Here is a 19,186-nt window from a genome sequence, read left to right as displayed (position 1 = left end):
CGTGTGGTACGGCTCAGCGGGGGCAGGTCACCATGGCGAATGGAGCGGCCGCGGGAATTGCCACAACGCTCCAGCTGTTGTGAACATTCTGCAGAGCAGGCGAACGATTGCGCACGGCATTTCCCTGATCATCATAGAGCGCAACTGACTGCCCGCCGATGTAATCGTGCGGGCCAGCGAAGAACTCGATCAACCGATGCGGCCAGCAGCGCGATATCACCGTCAGCCCGCAGGTAGGCATTGCGGTGATGCCCGCGCTGGCGCCACCGGAGCCGATGCTGATCGCCACACCGACGCCGCCACTGGCAGCACTGCTGTTGCGCTGCGTGTCCTGGATGTCCTGCGCGGCCAGCAGCGCGATATCGCCGTCGGCGCGCAGATAGGCATTGTTGCCGGCATTGATGTCGCTGCCCACCACGGTCAGGTTGGAGTCCGCACCGGCACCGGTAGCGCTGATGCGCACATCACCGCCAGCGGTGACGCTGGAGCCGGCGGCGCCATGCTCACGAATGCACAAATCATGGACGCCTCAGATCAGTTTGATTTAGCTTGACAGGCAGGGAAGCGACCAGGGATATCGCCTTCGCAGGTACCGGTGTACTGGTATCCCTTGCTCATCATGCAGCGCTGAATTTGATGGTGCTTCTCACGAGACAGCCTTACCGTCTCTGCTCCCGTGCTTCCTGAGGGGTCGCTGTAGCTACCATTGCTCGCACCGCCACACGAAATCCAGTCCTGTTGGTGTTCGGCTTGTGAGCGGGAGGAATGCTGCCATTCGTCCCTTAAAGGCGTTGGATGAAAGAGCTTTTGATAAGCCTCCTTATCGCAATAGGCCCTTGGCGTCTGAGGACCACAAATGTTCCAGTTGCCAGTAGTGCAGCCACACAGCACCGACACAGAGAACAGCAGTGTGGACACACGAATTCCCAACATCAGCGCCCGAATCGCGAATGGACAAAGCATGGCCATATCACATCATTCTGATCGGGCCTGACTGGACCGGCCAGACTTCCGTAGACACTCATGAGCCGCTTTGCGCATAGCGCCGTTCAAACTCTACAGGGGCCAGGTCGCCAGCGCCAGTGCTTCCTTGGAGATCGCACTGGTGGCTGAGCCGGTCACCGCACCGATCAGGATGTTGAGCATCTTCTCCTGCGTGCGCAGGTCATCGGCCTCGGCCTGCAGTGCCACGCGTTCTTCCGGCGTGGCCTGGTCCCAGCGCTCCTTGATGCTGGCCGAGCGGCTGGCCACATAGCTGCCAACCGCAGCGTGCGCCTGCTGGGAGGCGGCCGCCGTGATCTGTGCTTCAGCCTGCACCTTCGCCGCCAGCGCCACCGGATCCCAGGTGCGTACCAGCCCATTGGCATCGTCACTGCTGAGCACACCACGCTCCAGCCCGGCCAGCGTCTGCTCGACATTCTTGCCGGTGCTGGCCACCTGCGCGTTGACATCGGTGACGGTCAGTGCACCTTCGCTGATGCCACTGCGCGTGGTGCTGGCATCGCTGCCCTTGTCACTGGCGTAGCCGGGCGCGGCCAGGCTGGCGTCGTTGCCATGGTTCTGCCACGCCCAGCTGCTGCCCTGCCCGGCCGCGCCACCCGCGCCCGGGGTGCCGTCGTTGCCCAGCGCACTGTTGCCGGCACCGGAAGGCCCACCACTGCCGCTATTGCTGAAGCCGCCGGACAGACTCAGGCTGCTGGCCTTGTAGTCGCTGCGGTTCTCCAGATCACGCACGCTCAGCGTGCTGGTGACCAGCTGGTTGCGGCCATCGGCGATGGCCTGCTGGCTCGAGGCGATCACGCCGCCGACCAGATCGGTGTTGCCGCCCACGTGTACCTGGAAGCCGTCTTCGCCGGCCTTCAAGCCACTCTGCTCGACCACGCTGGCGAAGTCGCCGTCCACCTTGGTATTGGCAAAACTGGCGCTGCCGGAGAAACCAACGCCCACCGTCACACTGCCACCGGCACTGGTGTCCTTGCTGTGGAAGGTGGAGGTGTCCTGCAGGCTCTCGATGTTCAGATCACCACCGACCTCGGCGATCACCTGGCGGCCACTGGCCACCGCACCGCGCAGCGTGGTGTCACCCCCGGATTCAAGCACCAGCGTGTTGCCTGCGTTGACATGGCTGTTGGTCCAGCTCACGTCGGTACCCTCGCCCTTGCCACGCGCGCCGCTGGCATTGGCAGTGATGCCTGCTGCCATACCGCCGGAGCCGATGCTGATCGCCACACCGACGCCACCGCTGGCAGCACTGCTGTTGCGCTGCGTGTCCTGGATGTTCTGCGCGGCCAGCAGCGCGATATCGCCGTCGGCGCGCAGATAGGCGTTGTTGCCGGCATTGATGTCGCTGCCCACCACGGTCAGGTTTGAATCGGCACCCGCGCCGGTGGCGCTGATGCGCACATCACCGCCAGCGGTGACGCTGGAGCCGGCGGCCGTGTCGTGCGTGCTGGTGGTCCTGCTGTCACTGCGTGCACCGCCCACGGTGATCGAGATGTTGATACCACCCGCAGCGCCGGGGTCGGCCTGCACCGCGCCCACCGCCGCTGCGGTGTTGAGCACCGTGGTGGCAGCCGCCAGTGCCTTGACCCGGCTGTCGTCGGTCTGGCTGGACGCGCGCTTCATCTGCTCGGCACTCTGGATCGCCGAGATCACCGGCGCGGTCAAGGCAACGGTCAGGCCGGCCTGACGGAACTTGTCTTCCTGGGTCGCCACACCGGTCTCGCGCGCTTCCACGATCTCCACCCGGCGTGCGTGGATGTCCACGTCGCCCTCGGGCGCGAGCACATGGCTGCCGACCTGGCGGTAATCATTGCCGGCCACCAGCACCACATTGCCGTCGGTGGAGCCGATGGTCGACGCTGCGGCGCTGGTGCTCACGTCCTTGGCGTCGCGGCTCTGCATCTGCGAGCCCACCGTGAACGCGACCCCGCCGTTGTACAGGAAGCCGCTCTCGTCCTTGCGCTGGTAATGGCTTTCGCTCTGCGTGTTGGTGGCCGCCTGTACGGTGAGGTCGTTGTCCGCCAGCAGCACGGTGCCGGCATCGGAGACCACGTTGCTGCCGGTGACCGTGATGTTGTTGCCACGCACTGCAACCTGATGGCCACTGAGCGTGCTGGCGATGGCCTGGGTCTGTTCCAGGCTGTCGCGGGTGGTGGTGGTCGTGGACTTCAGCATGCCGCGATGGGTGTGCTTGCGGCCTTCGTCCCAGTTGGTCTGCATCTGCCCGCTGCTGATGTCGACATCGTTTTCGGCCACCACCGAGATCGCACCGTCGCTGCTGTGGACCTGTGCCGCACGCAGCGCCACATCATTCCCGGCCTGCAGCTGCACCGCGCCGGCGGCATCGATCAACGTACCAACCTCGCGCGTATAGCCCTGGCGCAGATAGTTCTCGTTGTTGCGGACATTGTTCTCCTGGCGCGCTTCGGTCACCGTGCCCAGCGACAGGTCGCGGCCCGCTGCCAGCAGGGTCTGGCCATCGGTCCCGCTGTTGATGATCTGCGCGCCCTGGGCATGCAGGTCACGCCCGGCCTTGGCCAGCAGGGTGGCGCCCTGCTCACTGACGAACAGACCGGCAACACGGTCGATATTGGTGCGGCTGAAATCACTCAGGCCAGCGCTGTTGTGCCCGCTGCGGGTGGTCGTAATCAGGTTGAGATCACGCCCGGCGCTGGCCACCAGCACGCTGCGTGCATCGATCAGGCCGCCCAGGTTGTCCAGATCGGTGCGCGCGTTGACGCTGACCGTATCGCCATTGATCCGGCCATCCAGGTTGCGCAGGTTCTGCGCGTCGATCTTCACCGCCGTGCGCCCGGCGATGGTGCCGCTGTTGACCAGATCACCGCGCAGGTTCAGTTCCACCGAGCGGCCGGCCAGCAGGGTACCCGTGCCGTCGATATCACCCGGGCGGACCCGCACATAGACCTGCGGCACCAGTGCCGTGCTGGTGCTGCCATCGGCCAGGGTCACCGGCTGCTCGACCAGCCAGACGATGTCACTGGTGAGCTGGGCCATCTGCGCCGGGGTCAGCGCCACGCCCGGGCGCAGCCCCCATGCGTCGGCAATGGTGGCAGCATTGTCCAGCAGCGCGCGGTACTGCGCTTCGTCGTCGGCATAGCCATCGAGGAAGCGACGACCGGTCAGCTGGGCGATCTGGTCGCGTACCAGCGTCTGCTCGTAGAAGCCGTCGCCCAGCCGCTTCTGTGTGTTGGCCGGGTCCATGCCGAGCTTCTGCAGCAGATAATCCGACCCCAGCCAGCTGCGGTAGTCGGCAAAGCGCGGATCGGTTTCCACCAGATACTGTCCAGCGCCCGGCCCGTTCTGGAACAGGCTGCTGCCCGGCAGTTCGGCGTTCACGCCGAAGGTGCGCACTACCGTCGGCTGGTTGCCGCCGGCCTGTTCGGCGTCGTTGCCGGCGCTGCTGCCCGGCCCGGCCAACGAGGCCACGGTAGCGCTGACCTCGGTCACCTGGCGCTGGCCGCCGAGTGCGCCGGCATCGGTCGCACCGGCAACCTGGCCCTCCACCGTGCCGCCACTGCGGCCGTCCACCTGGAAGCCGCTGCCACCGTCACGGGTATGCGCGGCGGTGCGGGTCACGCCGAGGTTGATGGTGTAGACCTCGTCGGCAGGACGGTAGGCGATCTTTCCATCCCATTTGCGCTCGTGGTAACGCCTGAAGCCACCGCGCCAGCGGCTGTAGGTGTACTGACTGGTGCCTTCCTCATGCACGCGGTACTGGCCGAAGGCTTCGACGTTGTGCAGGTTGCCAAGGTCACCCAGCAGTGCGCCGCCGGCCAGGATCTGGCTCTTGTCGTTGATCAGCTCATCGCCGCGCAGGGTCATGTTGCCGCCGGAAATGATCCGGCCCGGTGCGCTGGAGGCTACCTGGGTTTCGTACTCGGTACGGGTTACTTCGTACTGGGTCCAGGCTTTGACATCACCGCTGCCATTGTTCCACCAGTAGCGGCCGGCACGACTCCAGCTGCCCCAGGTGAACTCGCTGGCATCGTGCATGCCCGGGGTTCCCTTGGGCTGGATATACATCTTGCCGGTCGGGCCGAGCACCATCACCTCGGTGGTGGCGAAATGTGCGTTGCCGTTGAGCAGATGGGCGGCATCCAGGGTCAGGCCACCGAGCGATTCGATGGTCGCACTGGCGTTGAGTACCTGCCCGGCACGCCCCACTGCCTGCCCCTGCGCATCGAGCGCACCGCCGATGTTGAGCGCGTCATCGCCTCCACCGGCGCTGAAGATCAGGGCCTGCTCGCGGTTGATCAGCGTACCGGCACCGATGTCCAGACGCTGGCGAGCGGCCAGGGTGGCGGCATGGATAACCCCATCCACACTCTCCTCGCCATTGAGCACCGTACCGGCGCCGATCGACAGATGATCGCCATAGATCCGGCCAGTGCCGAGATTATGCAGCTCGGCGGCGTCGATACGGGTGTCCACGCCGTCGATCAGGCCGCGGTTGGCAACCAGGCCATCGGCGCGTAGCTGGGTGCGGATGCCACTGATCTCGCCACTGGCAAGATTGTCGATCTGCGCGGCGTGCAGCTCCAGGTCGCCGGCCTGCAGCTTACCGGCATTGGTCCAGCCGCCCGCGCTGGACACGCTGGCCTTGCCATTGGCGATGATCTGACCGTCATTGTGGTGCGCCTGCTGCAACGCCAGCACCAGGTCGCCCTGCGAGAGCACCTGACCGGTGCCATCCAGCGTGGCGGCACGCAGGGTCTGGTCACCGCCGGACAGCAGGGTGCCATCGGTATTGCTGACCTGGCCCGCCTGGATGTCCAGCGCATCAGCGGAGGACAGCATGCCCTGCTGATTGGCCAGCGTACCGGCGATCTGCACGGCAATCTGCTGATCGGCAGCGATCATGCCACTGCGGTTGTCCAGCTCCGCTCCGCTCAGCGTCACGCTGTTGCCCTGCAGACCCAGTGCGGTGCCCTCGGCACGGGTGTCACGGTTGTCGATGCGCGCTGCCGCAACGGACAGCGCGCCGCCAGCCACCACAAGCCCGCCCTGGTTAAGCAGCTCCTGTTCCAGCACCAACTGCAGATCCTGTGCGGCCTGCATCCGGCCACCGCTGTTGTCCACGCGCTGCGCCTGCAGCAGCAGCGCATCGCCACTGCCGAACTGGCCGGCGTCGCGGTTGTTCAAGCTGGCCAGCCGCGCGTCCAGCGCAGCCTGTGCTTGCACCACACCCGCGCGGTTGTCCAACTCGCCTGCACGCAGGCTCAGGCCACCGCCGCTGATGATGCCGCCGGTGCTGCCGCCGTTGCTGTTGTCCAGGCGCTGGCCATGGGTGTCGATGGACATCGCCGCACTGGACTGCAGCAGGCCGCCGCGGTTGTCCAGCGCGCCACTGGCAAGCACCAGCGTACCGTCGGTGGCCGCAATGATGCCGTCGCTGTTGTCCACATTGCCTTCGCCGGTGTCGATCTGCACCGCCCCCGCCGCCAGCGTGCCAGCGCTGTTGAGCAGCCGCTGGCCACGCAACGACAGCGCGCGCTCGGCCTGGATCACACCGGCGCTGTTGTCGATGGCATCGTCGCTGGTCAGCGCCACATCGCCGTGCACCGACGCCAGCGTGCCGCCATCACGGTTGGCGATACTGCCGGCCTGCACGCTCACGGTGTTGTTGGCGGCGACCGTGCCAGCGCTGTTGTCCAGCGTCTGGGCGACCTCGAGCTCAAGGGTGTCACCGGCATTGAGCGTACCGCCACGGTTGTCCACGCTGCCGGCGCGCACCTGCTGGGTGCCACCGGCAGCGACCAGCCCGCCCTCGCGGTTGTCCAGCAGGCCGTCCACACTCAGCTGCAGCGCACGCTGCCCAGCGGCCTGCAGCGTGCCACCACGGTTGTCCAGCTGCGCGGCCGCCGCGGCGAGGTCACCGGCACCGGCCACGGTGCCGCGCTGGTTGTCGAGCAGGCCGCTGACCTGCACGGTGGACGCTGCAGCACCTGCTGCCAGCACACGCCCCTCACGGTTGGAGAGACTGCCCGCCTGCACCGCCAACGCGCCGTTGCCGATGATCTGGCCACCGTCGTTGTCCAGTGCGCCACGCACCTGCAGCGCCAGTGCATCGTTGCCGGTGGCGACCAGCTCACCGCCACGATTGGCCAGTTGCCCGGCCTCGATCTGCATCTGCTGTGCCGACGTGATGCCGTCGGAAACGTCGATCGACTCACCGCGCAGCTGCAGGCGACCATTGCTCAGCAGCTTGCCGTTGCTGCCCGCCAGGGTGTCTGCATCGATCTGCAGCTGACCGCTGCCAGCCTGCTGCACCTCACCGCCGCGATTGTCCAGACGCGCTGTAGCAATGGCCAGATCGGCGTTGCTGGCCAGCGTGCCGCCACGGTTGTCCAGCTGGGTGGTGGCGACGATGCGGTTGCCGCTGCTGCCGGTGGCCAGCAGTTGGCCATCACGGTTGTCGAGCGCATCCACCTGGACATCCAGGGTAGCGGCCTGCAGCTCTGCCTGGCGGTGATCCACCTGGCCGGCACGCAGACCCAGCGCACCCGCCGTGGCGATTGCACCGCGCTGGCCGTCCAGCGTGGTGGTGGTGATCTGCAGTCCATCGGTGCCCGCATGCACCAGACTGCCATCGGTGTTGACCAGCACCGCGCTGTCCAACGCCAGCGATGCGGCGTTGCTGGCAATGCTGCCTTCGGTGTTGTCCAGTGTGCCCTGCACCTGGACGTGGGTCGCCGCGCTGCCGCTGTGGGCGATCTGCCCCGCGCGGTTGGACAGTTCGGCGGTACGCAGGTCCAGCGCACCGGCCACATTCAACACGCCACGGTCGTTGTGCAGCGCCTGCCCCTGCACCCGCAGAGTGCCCTGAGTGGTGAGCTCACCGGACTGGTTGGAGAGCACGCCCCCGTCGACCGCAAGGTCACGCACGCCGATGCGGCCACCGTCGTTGTCCAGCGCAGCTGTGCGCACGTCGATCTCGCCACCGGCCAGCAGCGCGCCGCCGTCGTTGTCGAGCAGCCCGGCAATCACCACCCGGCCGTCGGCCAGCGGCGCGGTCAGCGGCGGCTGCGTGCCACCACCGCTTTCACCCCCGCCGTTGTTGCCACCACTGCTACCGTCACCGCCACCGCTGTTGCCGCCGCCTTCACCGGTACCCGGTGTGGTCGGGGTGCCGCCGTCCTGCTGGGCCAAGGCACCGATGCTGCCCTTGTCGCGGTTGCGCAGGCTGGCACTTTCCACCGCCAGCGCCTGCACGCCGGCCTGTTCGATGCTGCCTTCGCGGTTGCGCAGCGCTGCTGCTTCCAGGTCCAGCCGGGTGGCATTGAGCTGCCCGCCCTGGTTGTCCAGGTCCTGGCCGGTGCGCAGGTTCAGTTCACGCCCGGCGCTGATCAGCCCTTCATTGCGCACGCCGCCGGTGGCGGCAATGCGGGTGTCATCACGGGCCTGCAGCTTGCCGCTGTTCTCCAGCCGGCCGTCAACGGTCACCACCAGTTCGCCGGTCTGCGCGCCGAGCGTACCGGCGTTGCGCACGCCCACACCATGTTCGGTGCCCATCAGCAGAATCTTGTTGGCATACATGCCACCCAGCTGAGCCACATCCAGCGCGTACTGTGGCGCGGCGCCAACGGCATCCTGCGCCTGCACGCGGCTCTGGTCGGCACTGACTGTGTTGCTGCCGGTAGTGAACTGCAGCTGCTGCGCCCACAGACCCGCATTGAGCTCGACCGAACGCGCGATCAGGTCCGTGTAGTCGATCCGGCTGGCATCCATGCCGGCACCAAAGATGCGGATCGCCCCGCTTTGCACGCGGTAGCCTTCCAGCGCACCACCAGTGAACAGTGGCGTGCCGGTGGTCAGGGTGATGCGGTTGGCGTTGATGAAGCCACAGCCATCGCAATCAATACCTGCCGGATTGGCGATCACCACCTGCGCACGGTCACCGGCCACTTCGACATAGCCACGCAGCTGGCTGGGATTGGCACCGTTGACCTCGTTGAGGATCACCCGCGCGGTGCCGGTGGCCAACCACGGGTTGCCCTGCACCCAGCCGCCCAGCTGCGACTGGGTGTTGGTTCGCGCGTTGTTGAGGATCACACCCTGTGCGTCGACGTCGAAGCGCTGGTAGGTATTGCGTGAGACGCCCGCGGCACTCGGAGTCTGGATGTTGACCAGCGGTGTGCCGTTGGCCGCGTCCAGCACGGTCGGGCGCTGGTTGCCCGGCGCGCTGGGATCAGCCACCACCTGCGCTGCCGCCATGCCGCTCATGCCGACCCAGCCCAGCATCAGCCACAGCGCGAATGCCATCGGCCGCAGGGCGGCGGTGCGCTGCCCGTCCGCCCCGCCACCGGCACCTGCGGGGCGCGGGGTGATCTCCGCTGCCACCTGCCAGAGCTTGAGTGCGTGGTTGAAGACGAGCCGGTAAAGATGCTTGTTCATGACAACTCCTTGATATGCAGGTGATCGGCGCGGCGCAGTGGCGCCAGCGCTGTGATCAGAACGACCAACCCAGGTTGAAGCCGGTGACCGTGTATGCGTTCTGGAAGCCGGTAGGTTTGTGCAGCGGCGCACCGACAAAGGCATCCCAGTACAGGCCGCGATAGCCGCCGCGCAGCCCGAGCACGGCACCGGCCAGTTCATTGCCGATCTGCCATTGGGTTGCGCTGCCGCCGACATGGCCGTAGTCGGCGCCGATGTAGAACTCCTGCCCGCCGCCCAGTGCCAGACCGATGTCGTTGCGCAGCAGCCAGCCACGTTCACCCATCAGCGACATCTCGCCGTCGAAACCGCGCACGGTGTAGCGACCACCGATGGCGAAGCGGTCCTGCGGCACCAGTCCCCCCCGGTTCCACTGCGCGCGCCAGCTGCCGGTGTAACGCAGGCGCTGCTGCCCCCACTGGAAAGGCACGCTCAGCTGCGCGTCTGCGAAATAGATCCTGGGATGCGAAGTCGCCTCGCCAAAGGCCTCCTCAGGCGCGGCGATCGAGCCGAACGCACCGGTGCCACGGCGGAACCCGAAGGTGCCATCAAAGGTCGCCTGGCCGATGAAGTGCCGGTGGTTGAGGCCCAGCTCCCAGCCGCCCATGCGTCGGCGTTGCACCAGGATTTCGGTGTCGTCGATGTAGTTGCGCGAATCGCGCTCCCAGCCACGCAGGTACATGCTGGTCTTGCTGCTGGCATTGCGGAACAGCAGCCGCGTGGCACGCACCTCGGCGTTGTGGCTGTCACCGCTGTACAGATAGGACTGTTGATTGCCGGCCACGGTCTGCTGGTACTCATAGCCGCTGCGGGTAGCCCCGAACAGCCAGTAACCGACCGGTATCGAATAATGGAAGGTAAAGCCACGGGTGCCGCGCTTGCCGCCACTGAACGCATCGTGGCTGAGATTGACGTAGAACAGGTCGTTCTGGCGCAGCGCATGGTCCAACGACACCGTCGCGTTGGCCTGGGTCCTGCCGGTGGCCTTGCTGCCTGCGTCGTCGAGCCCCAGGTTGAAGCGCACCAATCGCTGCTGTGACCATTGCACGACCAGATCGCTCTGCCCGGGTGCAGCGCCGTCACCTTCGGCGGGACTGATCTGGATGTCGGCTTCGGCAGTGGGTACGCGCTTGAAGTTTTCCAGGCCCTGCTCGATGTCACGCAGATTGAGCAGATCGCCGCTGCGCGCTGGAATGGCATTCCACAGCGTGGCATCGCGATGGGTCCCATCGGCGAAGTGGATGTTGCGCAAGGTACCCGGCACCAAGGTCAGCTCCAGCGTGCCGGTGGTGAGATCCTGTGGCTGTGCAAGCACGCGGGTCGTCACAAAACCGCGTTCGATGATCGCGTTCTGCACCCGCGTCATCACCACATTGATGCCGCCGGTACCCAGGCAACGACCCAGCGCGGGATCACCACGGCGGTTAACCGCCTGCAGGGCCCACTGGAAACGCTCGGCCTGCTCGCCGCCCAGGGTGATATGGTTGATCACAAAGCACGGGGTTTCATCGCGTGGCAGGTGCTCCGGTTCGATATCCGCTTCGCTCTGTAGACGCGCATCCGGCCGCGCTTCCAGTTGATCACGCAGTGCACGCTCGCGTTCCTGTTGCCGTAGCAACTGCTGATCCGGCGCGGGTATCTGTTGTGCATGGGCCGGCAGACAGAGCGCGACCAGTGCAACGGTAAGGGGCGCCAGCAACCTCACGCGGGGACAGGCGCCATGCACACCGGCGCGGTTCGGGAAAATCATTGCATCACTTGGCATGTACGGACTCAAACGTGGGCTGGCGCAGCGCATGCGATACGGCGCCATCTAAAGACCGGCGTTACTCCCGGCTTGCTGAATGGAGGGCTTTGATTGGCGGACCCAACCTACTGATGGCCCCCTCCATACGGATGTAGGGTTTTTCTGAATCCGTCATTTTTTTGACGGAGTTCACATGAGATGCCTGAAAACACGCACTCATGTGAAGACTTTTTCACGCTTATCCCATTGACCACGACTCGATCCCGACTTGCCTGAAGCCGTACAATGGGCGGTAGCGTCTGTCGATCTCCGCACCCGGCGCTGTCCCCTATCCCGCAGAACCGGCCCCCGGCCGGCTGCTGCCGTTGTGCCTGCATCTGCCCGCCGTGGTGATGCGCCACCTGCCCAGGAAGCTTCGTGCCCCACTCCAACGCCCCCTCTCCCTCCCTGCTGCACGGGCGCCTGCTGGCGTTTGCGGCGATCCTGCTGGCAGCGGCCAATCTGCGTACTGCGGTGACCTCGGTTACTCCGCTGCTGGATGTGCTGGGCACCACCTTCGGCTTTGGTACCACCATGACCGGCGTGTTCGGCATGCTGCCGACCGCCGCCTTCGCCCTGTTTGGTGTCAGCACACCGGCGCTTGCGCGCAGGATCGGTCTGGAGCGTGCCACCTTGCTGGCGATGGGCCTGGCCGCGCTGGGCCTGCTGCTGCGCTCGTCGGCGGTGGGCGTGGGTACCCTGCTGCTGGGGTCCATCGTCGCGCTGGCGGGTATGGGCATTGGCAACGTGGTGGTGCCGCCGCTGGTCAAGCGCTACTTCGCCAACAAGGTCGGCGCGATGAGCACGCTGTACATCAGCGTTCTGCAATTGGGCACGATGCTGCCCGCGCTGCTGGCTGTGCCGGTGGCCCATGCTGCCGGCTGGCGTGTGTCATTGGGAATGTGGGCACTGCTGGCAGTGGCCGCCGCATTGCCGTGGCTGCTGATGGTGCGCCGCGCGCCTGCGCACGATGCGATCACCGCCACCGCCGACCCGGCCGCGCAGCCGCACGGCAAGGTCTGGAAGACCTCACTGGGCTGGGGCATGACCTTGATGTTCGGCATGACCTCGCTGATGACCTATTCGATGTTCACTTGGCTGCCGCGCATCGTGGTTGAAGCCGGTGCCGCCCCGGCCTTCGGCGGGGTGATGGTGGCGATGTTCTCGGCGCTGGGTCTGCTGCCCTCGCTGGTGATGCCGGCGCTGGCGGTGCGCATGCCCAATCCGTTCGCACTGGCGGTGATCGGCTTCACCTGCTTCACCACCGCCTTCGCCGGGCTGCTGCTGGCGCCGATGCAGGCGCCCTTGCTGTGGGCCTGTCTGCTCGGCCTGGGCCCGTCCACCTTCCCGCTGGCGTTGACGCTGATCAATCTGCGTACCCGCACGGCCACCGGTTCGGCGGCCTTGTCAGGCTTCATGCAAGGCGTGGGCTACAGCTTCAGCTGTCTGGGGCCATTCCTGGTCGGCTGGCTGCATGACCTCAGCGGCAACTGGGCCGTGCCGTTTGGTTTCCTGTTCCTGTGCGCGCTGGTCATGCTCATCGCGGCCTGGTTCGCGTGCAGGCCGCGCAAGCTTGAAGACCTCTGGCACGCGTGACGGGCATGGCCCGTCACTGTCGTGCGGAGTCAGCCGCGTACCTGGCCTGCTCCGCTGACCACGAAGCGCTCGATGGTCAGTGCCTCCAGTCCCATCGGGCCGTAAGCATGCAGGCGTGTGGTCGAGATGCCGATCTCACTGCCCAGCCCGAGTTGGCCGCCATCGGAGAAACGTGAGGACGTATTGACCATCACCACCGCCGAGCGCAGCGCCTGCACAAAGCGCATGCACGCCTGCGGGTCAGCACTGGCGATGACCTCGGTGTGGTCGGAGGTGTACCGCTGGATGTGCGCGATGCCGTGTTCAAGATCGTCGACCACCTTTACGGCGATCACCAGGTCAAGGAACTCGGCTGCGTAGTCCTCGTCGCTGGCGGCCGTGCTGCCAGGCATCAAGCCCTGGGCACGCGGGTCGGCGCGTACCTGCACGCCACGCTCGGCCAGCACCCGCGCGGCCTGCGGCAGGAACGCATCGGCCAGCTCGGCGTGCACCAGCAGCGTCTCCAGTGCGTTGCACGCCGCCGGCCGGCTGCACTTGCCGTCCACGAGCAGCGCAAGCGCCTGCGCCATGTCGGCGGCACGGTCGACGTACAGGTGGCAGACCCCCTTATAGTGTTTGATCACCGGTACCCGTGCGTGTTCGGCCACGAAACGGATCAGCCCCTCGCCGCCGCGCGGGATGGCCAGATCGATCAGTTCATGCAGTTGCAGCAGCTCAAGCATCGCTTCGCGGCGCTGGTCGGCAAGCACGGTCACCGCTGCCTCAGGTACGCCCTGTCCGCGCAATGCATCGCCCAGCACCTGTGCGATGGCCGTATTGGAGTGCAGCGCTTCCGAACCGCCACGCAGCACCACCGCGTTGCCCGCCTTCAGACACAATGCGGCCGCTTCGGCGGTCACATTCGGCCGCGCTTCGTAGATCATCGCGATGACGCCCAGCGGGATGCGCACCTTCTGCACGCGGATGCCGTTGGGGCGCATGTCGTCGCGCGTCACCTGCCCCAGCGGGTCGTCGAGTGCGGCCACCTCGGCCACCGCATCGGCCATGGCCAGCAGACGCGCCGGGTCCAGCGCGAGGCGGTCGAGCATCGCCGAGCTGACGCCCTTGTCCTTGGCGGCAGCCACGTCGCGGGCATTGGCCGCCAGGATGGCCCCGGCGTTGGCCAGCAGGGCCGCCGACATTGCCTTCAGCAGGGTCTGACGCTTGGCGCTGTCCAGCGCCGCCACCGCCGTGGCGGCATCACGGCAGGCGCGCACCTGCGGTTCAATGGAATGCATCGCTTCGTCCTTCATACCAGTACCAGATCATCTCGATGGACGACGTTGCCGCCGTAGTTGTAGCCGAGCAACCCTTCGATATCACGGGAGTGACAACCGGCAATACGGCGGATGTCGTTGGCCGCGTACTGGGTGATGCCGCGTGCGATCAGCACATCTGCCTGTTCGCGGCAGCGGATTTCGACCATGTCGCCGCGTCGGAAGCCGCCTTCAGCGTCGACCACGCCGCCGGGCAGCAGCGAGGCACCGTTGCCGCGCATGGCCTGCACCGCACCGGCATCGATGCGGATAACCCCCGGCTCCAGTGGGGCATGCCGCAGCCAGTACTTGCGCGCCGCGTCGCGGCTCTGGGCCGCACGCAACCGCGTGCCGTACAGCTGGTCGCGTGCCAGCGCGCGCACTACCTCGGCGTTGCGCCCGTTGAACAGGAAGGTCTCGATGCCCAGCCGACCCGCCTTCGCAGCAGCCTCCAGCTTGGTCCGCATCCCGCCGGTACCGGCTGCCGAACCGCTGCCTCCAGCCATTGCCAGCACCTGCGCGGTGAGTTCGGGCACCTCGGCGATCGGCAGCGCGGATGGGTCGGTGCGCGGGTCGGCGCTGTAGAGCCCGTCGATGTCGGTGGCGATGAACAACGCCTCGGCGTCGACCAGCGCGGCAACCGTGGCGGCCAGATTATCGTTGTCGCCCAGCTTGAGTTCGTCCACCGATACCGTGTCGTTCTCGTTGACCACCGGCAGCGCGCCCAGCCGCAGCAGCTCGCCCAGCGTGGCGCGCGCGTTGAGATAGCGTCGGCGGTTGCGCAGGTCGTCGTGGGTCAGCAGAACCTGCGCCACCGGCCGCTCGAAGAACCGCTGCCACAGCGCGATCAGCTGCGCCTGGCCGAGTGCGGCAAGGGCCTGTCGCGCGGCCATGGCAGCCCCGGCCTCGGCCGCGCGCGGCACGATCGCCCGGCCTGCGGCCACCGCACCGGAGGACACGATGACGATTTCCCGACCGGTCTGGACATGGGCGGAGACGAACTGCGCCAGGCCCAGCGCGTGCCGTGGGGAAAGCCCACCGCCATCGGCTGCCAGCAGGCTGCTGCCCACCTTGAGCACGGCACGCCGCCACGACGGCAACGCTTGAACAGGAAACGGCGATGCGGTCGGGGCGGTGTGGCTCATCACGTTGGCCTCAGCGGGTGTTCCATTGGTGCACGGCGAGATCCGATGCACCCATCGTCACCAGCGGATCGTTGGCAACGATGGTCTGGGCCTGCTCAAGACTGTCCAGGTTGCACAGCACGTACGCCCCGCCGCTGCCGTCGGCAAAGCCGCCGGTGAGGTGCAGCCGGCCTTCGGCGCGCAGCGCATCGAGGAACGCCAGATGCGGCTGCACCGCAGCGCTGTCGAACTGCGGGCGACGCATGGCCAGCACCAGGTAAAGGGTGGCCGACATCAGACCAGTGCCTGCCAGCGTGCCTGCAGTTCGTCCAGCCGCAGATCGGCTGCCGCGCCGGGCGAGACGCGTGCGGCCAGACTGCTCTGCGGGCTGCGCCCCTGCCCGGCCGAACCGGCACTGGCCGCAGCGGCGCGGTAGGCGTCACGGAACGGCACGCCGGCCACGGCCGCTTCCACCGCCACATCAGTGGCATACATGCCCGAGTCGATCGCCGCCTCGATGTTGTCCTGACGCCATTCCAGGTTGGAGAGCAGCGCCGGCAGCAGCTCCAGCGCCGCCAGGCCACGGCCGAAGCCGTGCACGATGGCCCCCTTGGACGACTGCAGATCGCGGTGGTAGCCGGAGGGCAGCGACAGCAGCTGTTCGATCTCGGTGCGCGCTGCCGCGATGCTGGCGTGGGCCGCGCGCATCAGTTCGATCACATCCGGGTTGCGTTTGTTCGGCATGATCGAGCTGCCGGTGGTGTACTGCGCCGGCAGGGCGACGAAGCCGAACTCGGCGCTGGTGAACAGTGAAAGATCCCAGGCGATGCGCCGCAGATCCAGCGTGGCGCCACCCAGCGCTTCCAGCGCAGCCAGCTCGAACTTGCCACGCGACAGCTGTGCGTAGATGGGCGAGACCTGCATGCGGGCAAAGCCCAGCACGGCGGTGGTGTGGGCACGGTCCAGCGGCAGGTTCACGCCGTAGCCTGCCGCCGTACCCAGTGGATTGGCGTCGATCATCGTGTGCGTATCGCGCGCGCGGACGGCATTGTCGATGAATGCTTCGGCCCAACCCGCCCACCACATGCCGGCCGAGGACACCACGGCGCGCTGGATGTGGGTGTAGCCCGGCAGCGGCAGGTCCTTCTCCGCAGCCGCGCGGTCCAGCGCGACCCTGGCGATGTCCAGACTGAGCGCGCTGACGCGCTGCAGTTTTTCCTTCAGCCAAAGCCGCGTGGCGACAAGAATCTGGTCGTTGCGGCTGCGGCCGGTGTGGATACGCCTCCCGGCATCGCCGAGGCGCTCGGTCAGGCGCGCCTCGATGGCCGAGTGGCAGTCCTCGTACTGCGCGTCGAGCACGAAGCGGCCGGCGCTGAAGTCCTCGGCCAGCACCTGCAGTTCGCGCAGCAGGCCGTCCAGCTCGTCGGCGCTGATGATGCCGATGTGCTGCAGACCCTGCGCATGGGCGGCGCTGGCGGCTACGTCATGCAGGAAGAACTCGCGGTCGAGGATCACATCATCGCCGGCGAGGAAGGTCTGGATCTGAGCGTCAACCGCGACGCCCGGCTTCTGCCACAAAAGGTCTGCCATGGGGTAACTCCGTCGGCGGCGTGGGCCGCCCATTGCGTGGATCAGTGCGGGATCGCGGTCAGTTCGTCCAGGCCCAGCGCCAGGTTGAGGTTCTGCATGGCCTGGGTGGCCGCGCCCTTGAGCAGGTTGTCCAGCGTGGCCACCACCACCACCCGCTTGCCTCCCGGGGCAAGTGTGAAGGCGCCGACCTGCGCGCCATGGCGCCCGGCGATGCGGCTGACCCACGGTGCCTCGTCCACCACCTCGATCAGCGGCTCGTTGGCATAGGCCTGCTGATAGCGCGCCTGGATCTGTTCGCGGGTCTGTACCTGGTTCAACCACAGGTTCGCGGTGAGGGTGATGCCGCGGAAATGGGGTGCCACGTGCGGCATGAACTCCACCGGCACCCGGAGGTGGGCCGATACTTCGCGCTCGTGCACGTGGTTGGTCAGCGCGTAGGGCATCAGGTTGTCAGCAAGCAGTTCCGGATTGTTCTTGTCCGACGGCGTGGTACCGGCGCCGGAGTAACCGGAGACGCCGAAGCACTGCGGCGGTCCGGCCAGCAGGTCCAGCAGCGGCGCGATCGCCAGCTGCATCGCTGTGGCGTAGCAGCCGGGATTGCTGATGTGTTTCTGGCCCTGATAACGCTCGCGGGTCAACTCGGGCAGTCCGTAGTACCAGCTGCCCTCGAAGCGATAATCGGCCGACAGATCGACGATCACGGTGTCGGCGCGCGCAGCGCTGATGGCCGCCACGAACGGGGCGGCCAGCCCGTTGGGCAGCGCCAGGATCACCGCATCGACGCCCTTGGCCGCGGCCGCGTCGGCATCGAGGTTCTCATAGCACAGCTCGCCCTCGATCTGCGGATGATGGTCGGCCAGACGCTGGCCGGCGCGCTCGCGCGAAGACACGAAGGCCAGCTGCAGCTGGGGATGGGCGGCCACCAGCTTGATCAGCTCGGCGCCGGTGTGGCCACGGGCACCGATGATGCCCAACGTGAAGATCGTGCTGCTCATGCGGTAGCGTCCGTCAGGCTCGGCGCACGCGCCGCAGAGTGGTCGACATAGGGTTTGATCCGCTCGAAGCCGTCAGCGCCGTACCAGAAGACTTTCCAGTTGCCCTGCTTGTAGCAGCCGTCGGACTCGGCATAGTAGAAGTGGTTGATCGGATTGCCGTTGCGCGAGCGCCAGAACAGCTGCGGCGTCTCCTCCAGCATCACGTTCCAGACCGCGCGCCCCAGTCCTTCGCCCTGCGCGTCGTCGAGCACGGCGAACTTGTCCAGGTATACACCCTCGGCCTCGTCGGTGAGGATCACGGCCGTGCGATAGTTCTCGCTGACATAGGCGCGCAGCAGGCGCGTGTTCTCGAAGTACCCCGGCACCAGGGTGCGGCCAAAGCTCGACTCGATCAGTTCCTTCAGCCGCGGCAGATCCAGTTCATTCCAGGCGGTGGCGCGCAGCACCTTTTCACCGCGCCGCACCAGGGTACCCGAGCCCTTGTGGGTGAACAGTTCCTTGGCCAGGTCTGCCGGGCGGGTGATCGACACCGACGACTCCAACGGCAGGCGGTCAAGCAGGTCCTTGATCTGTTCGATCTTGACCTTCATGCCACCGTGAATCCATGGCTGGCTCATCAGGTGATCGTACTCGGTGGACAGGTTGATCGAGTCGATCACCTTGCCCTGCTCATCGAGCAGGCCACCAGTGCCGGTGAGGAAGATGATCTTGTAGGGCTGCAGCTCCTGCACCAGCTCATTGGCAGCGAAATCGGCATTGACGTTGAGGATCTGCCCGCTGCGGGTCTCACCCAGGCTGGTGATCACCGGAATCGAGCCGGCGCGCAGGCTGGCCTCGATCGGGGCGAGATTGACCTGCTTCACCTCACCCACCAGACCGTAGGTCGCCTGGTCCAGGTACTCAGCCTCGAACACGCCTCCGGTGATCGAGGTCGCGCGCGCGCCGTTCTGCTGCAGCGCCTCGACCAGGCGCAGGTTCGACTGCTGGAACACCCGCCGCACGATGGCCAGCGCCTCCGGCGAGGTGACACGCAGCCCGTTGACCGTCTGTTTCTCGATGCCTGCCGCTGCAAGTTCAGCGTCCAGCTGCGGGCCGGCACCGTGCAGAACGATCGGGGTCAGCCCGACTTCCTGCAGGAAGGACAGCGAGGAGGTCAGCGCGTCAAGATCGTCGCGCAGGACGGCACCGCCCACTTTGACCACGGCAAAACGTTTGGCGTCCAGCTGCGAGAAGCGCTTGAGGTACTGGCTGATCTCCTTCGCGCTGGCCATGCTGGAGAGCAGGCGCACGATGGTCTGGCGGGTCTGGCGGTGTGGCTGGAGTGCAGGAGACATGGGGTGTGTT

Annotated in this window: 10 protein-coding genes; 1 reads left to right on the top strand and 9 read right to left on the bottom strand. The window is 66.5% G+C overall.

What is annotated here, in order from left to right:
* Positions 1 to 13: 13 nt before the first annotated feature.
* The 3 genes from RZA67_RS07040 to RZA67_RS07030 all read right to left on the bottom strand — a co-directional run bounded on the left by RZA67_RS07040 (position 14) and on the right by RZA67_RS07030 (position 11,206).
* A complete protein-coding gene (locus RZA67_RS07040) occupies positions 14 to 517 on the bottom strand; it encodes a hemagglutinin repeat-containing protein (RefSeq protein WP_317211986.1) in 504 nt (167 codons plus the stop codon).
* A 539-nt stretch (positions 518 to 1,056) separates the two neighbouring features.
* A complete protein-coding gene (locus RZA67_RS07035; protein WP_317211985.1) occupies positions 1,057 to 9,417 on the bottom strand; it encodes a hemagglutinin repeat-containing protein in 8,361 nt (2,786 codons plus the stop codon).
* 55 nt (positions 9,418 to 9,472) lie between these two features.
* Positions 9,473 to 11,206 carry a ShlB/FhaC/HecB family hemolysin secretion/activation protein gene (locus RZA67_RS07030; protein ID WP_317211984.1) on the bottom strand — a complete coding sequence of 578 codons (1,734 nt, stop codon included), beginning with the start codon at positions 11,204 to 11,206 and terminating at the stop codon, positions 9,473 to 9,475.
* A gap of 414 nt (positions 11,207 to 11,620) precedes the next feature.
* Between RZA67_RS07030 and RZA67_RS07025 the strand changes: the two genes are divergently transcribed.
* Positions 11,621 to 12,838: an MFS transporter gene (locus RZA67_RS07025; protein ID WP_317211983.1), complete on the top strand. Its 1,218-nt coding sequence runs from the start codon at positions 11,621 to 11,623 to the stop codon at positions 12,836 to 12,838.
* A gap of 29 nt (positions 12,839 to 12,867) precedes the next feature.
* On the opposite strand, the gene RZA67_RS07020 is transcribed toward RZA67_RS07025, so the two are convergent.
* Genes RZA67_RS07020 through RZA67_RS06995 form a run of 6 tightly spaced genes read right to left on the bottom strand, consistent with a single transcriptional unit; the run spans position 12,868 to position 19,176 of the window.
* Complete coding sequence (locus tag RZA67_RS07020; RefSeq protein WP_317211982.1) at positions 12,868 to 14,115, bottom strand: glutamate-5-semialdehyde dehydrogenase; 1,248 nt, start codon at positions 14,113 to 14,115, stop codon at positions 12,868 to 12,870.
* A gap of 11 nt (positions 14,116 to 14,126) precedes the next feature.
* A complete protein-coding gene (proB, locus tag RZA67_RS07015; protein ID WP_317211981.1) occupies positions 14,127 to 15,278 on the bottom strand; it encodes a glutamate 5-kinase in 1,152 nt (383 codons plus the stop codon).
* A 10-nt stretch (positions 15,279 to 15,288) separates the two neighbouring features.
* Positions 15,289 to 15,552 (bottom strand): YciI family protein, encoded by a 264-nt coding sequence (locus RZA67_RS07010; protein ID WP_317211980.1) that lies wholly within the window; start codon positions 15,550 to 15,552, stop codon positions 15,289 to 15,291.
* On the bottom strand, positions 15,552 to 16,847 hold the full coding sequence (locus tag RZA67_RS07005; protein WP_317211979.1) for an argininosuccinate lyase: 1,296 nt from the start codon (positions 16,845 to 16,847) through the stop codon (positions 15,552 to 15,554). The genes RZA67_RS07010 and RZA67_RS07005 overlap by 1 nt, the downstream gene beginning before the upstream one ends.
* A gap of 41 nt (positions 16,848 to 16,888) precedes the next feature.
* Positions 16,889 to 17,842, bottom strand: coding sequence for an N-acetyl-gamma-glutamyl-phosphate reductase (gene argC / locus RZA67_RS07000; protein WP_317211978.1), 954 nt, complete (start codon positions 17,840 to 17,842; stop codon positions 16,889 to 16,891).
* Positions 17,839 to 19,176 carry an acetylglutamate kinase gene (locus RZA67_RS06995; RefSeq protein ID WP_317211976.1) on the bottom strand — a complete coding sequence of 446 codons (1,338 nt, stop codon included), beginning with the start codon at positions 19,174 to 19,176 and terminating at the stop codon, positions 17,839 to 17,841. The genes argC and RZA67_RS06995 overlap by 4 nt, the downstream gene beginning before the upstream one ends.
* Between the last annotated feature and the right edge of the window lie 10 nt (positions 19,177 to 19,186).

This window comes from Stenotrophomonas sp. C3(2023) (assembly GCF_032911385.1).
Taxonomy (GTDB): domain Bacteria; phylum Pseudomonadota; class Gammaproteobacteria; order Xanthomonadales; family Xanthomonadaceae; genus Stenotrophomonas.
This window is presented reverse-complemented; position numbering and strand designations above follow the sequence as displayed.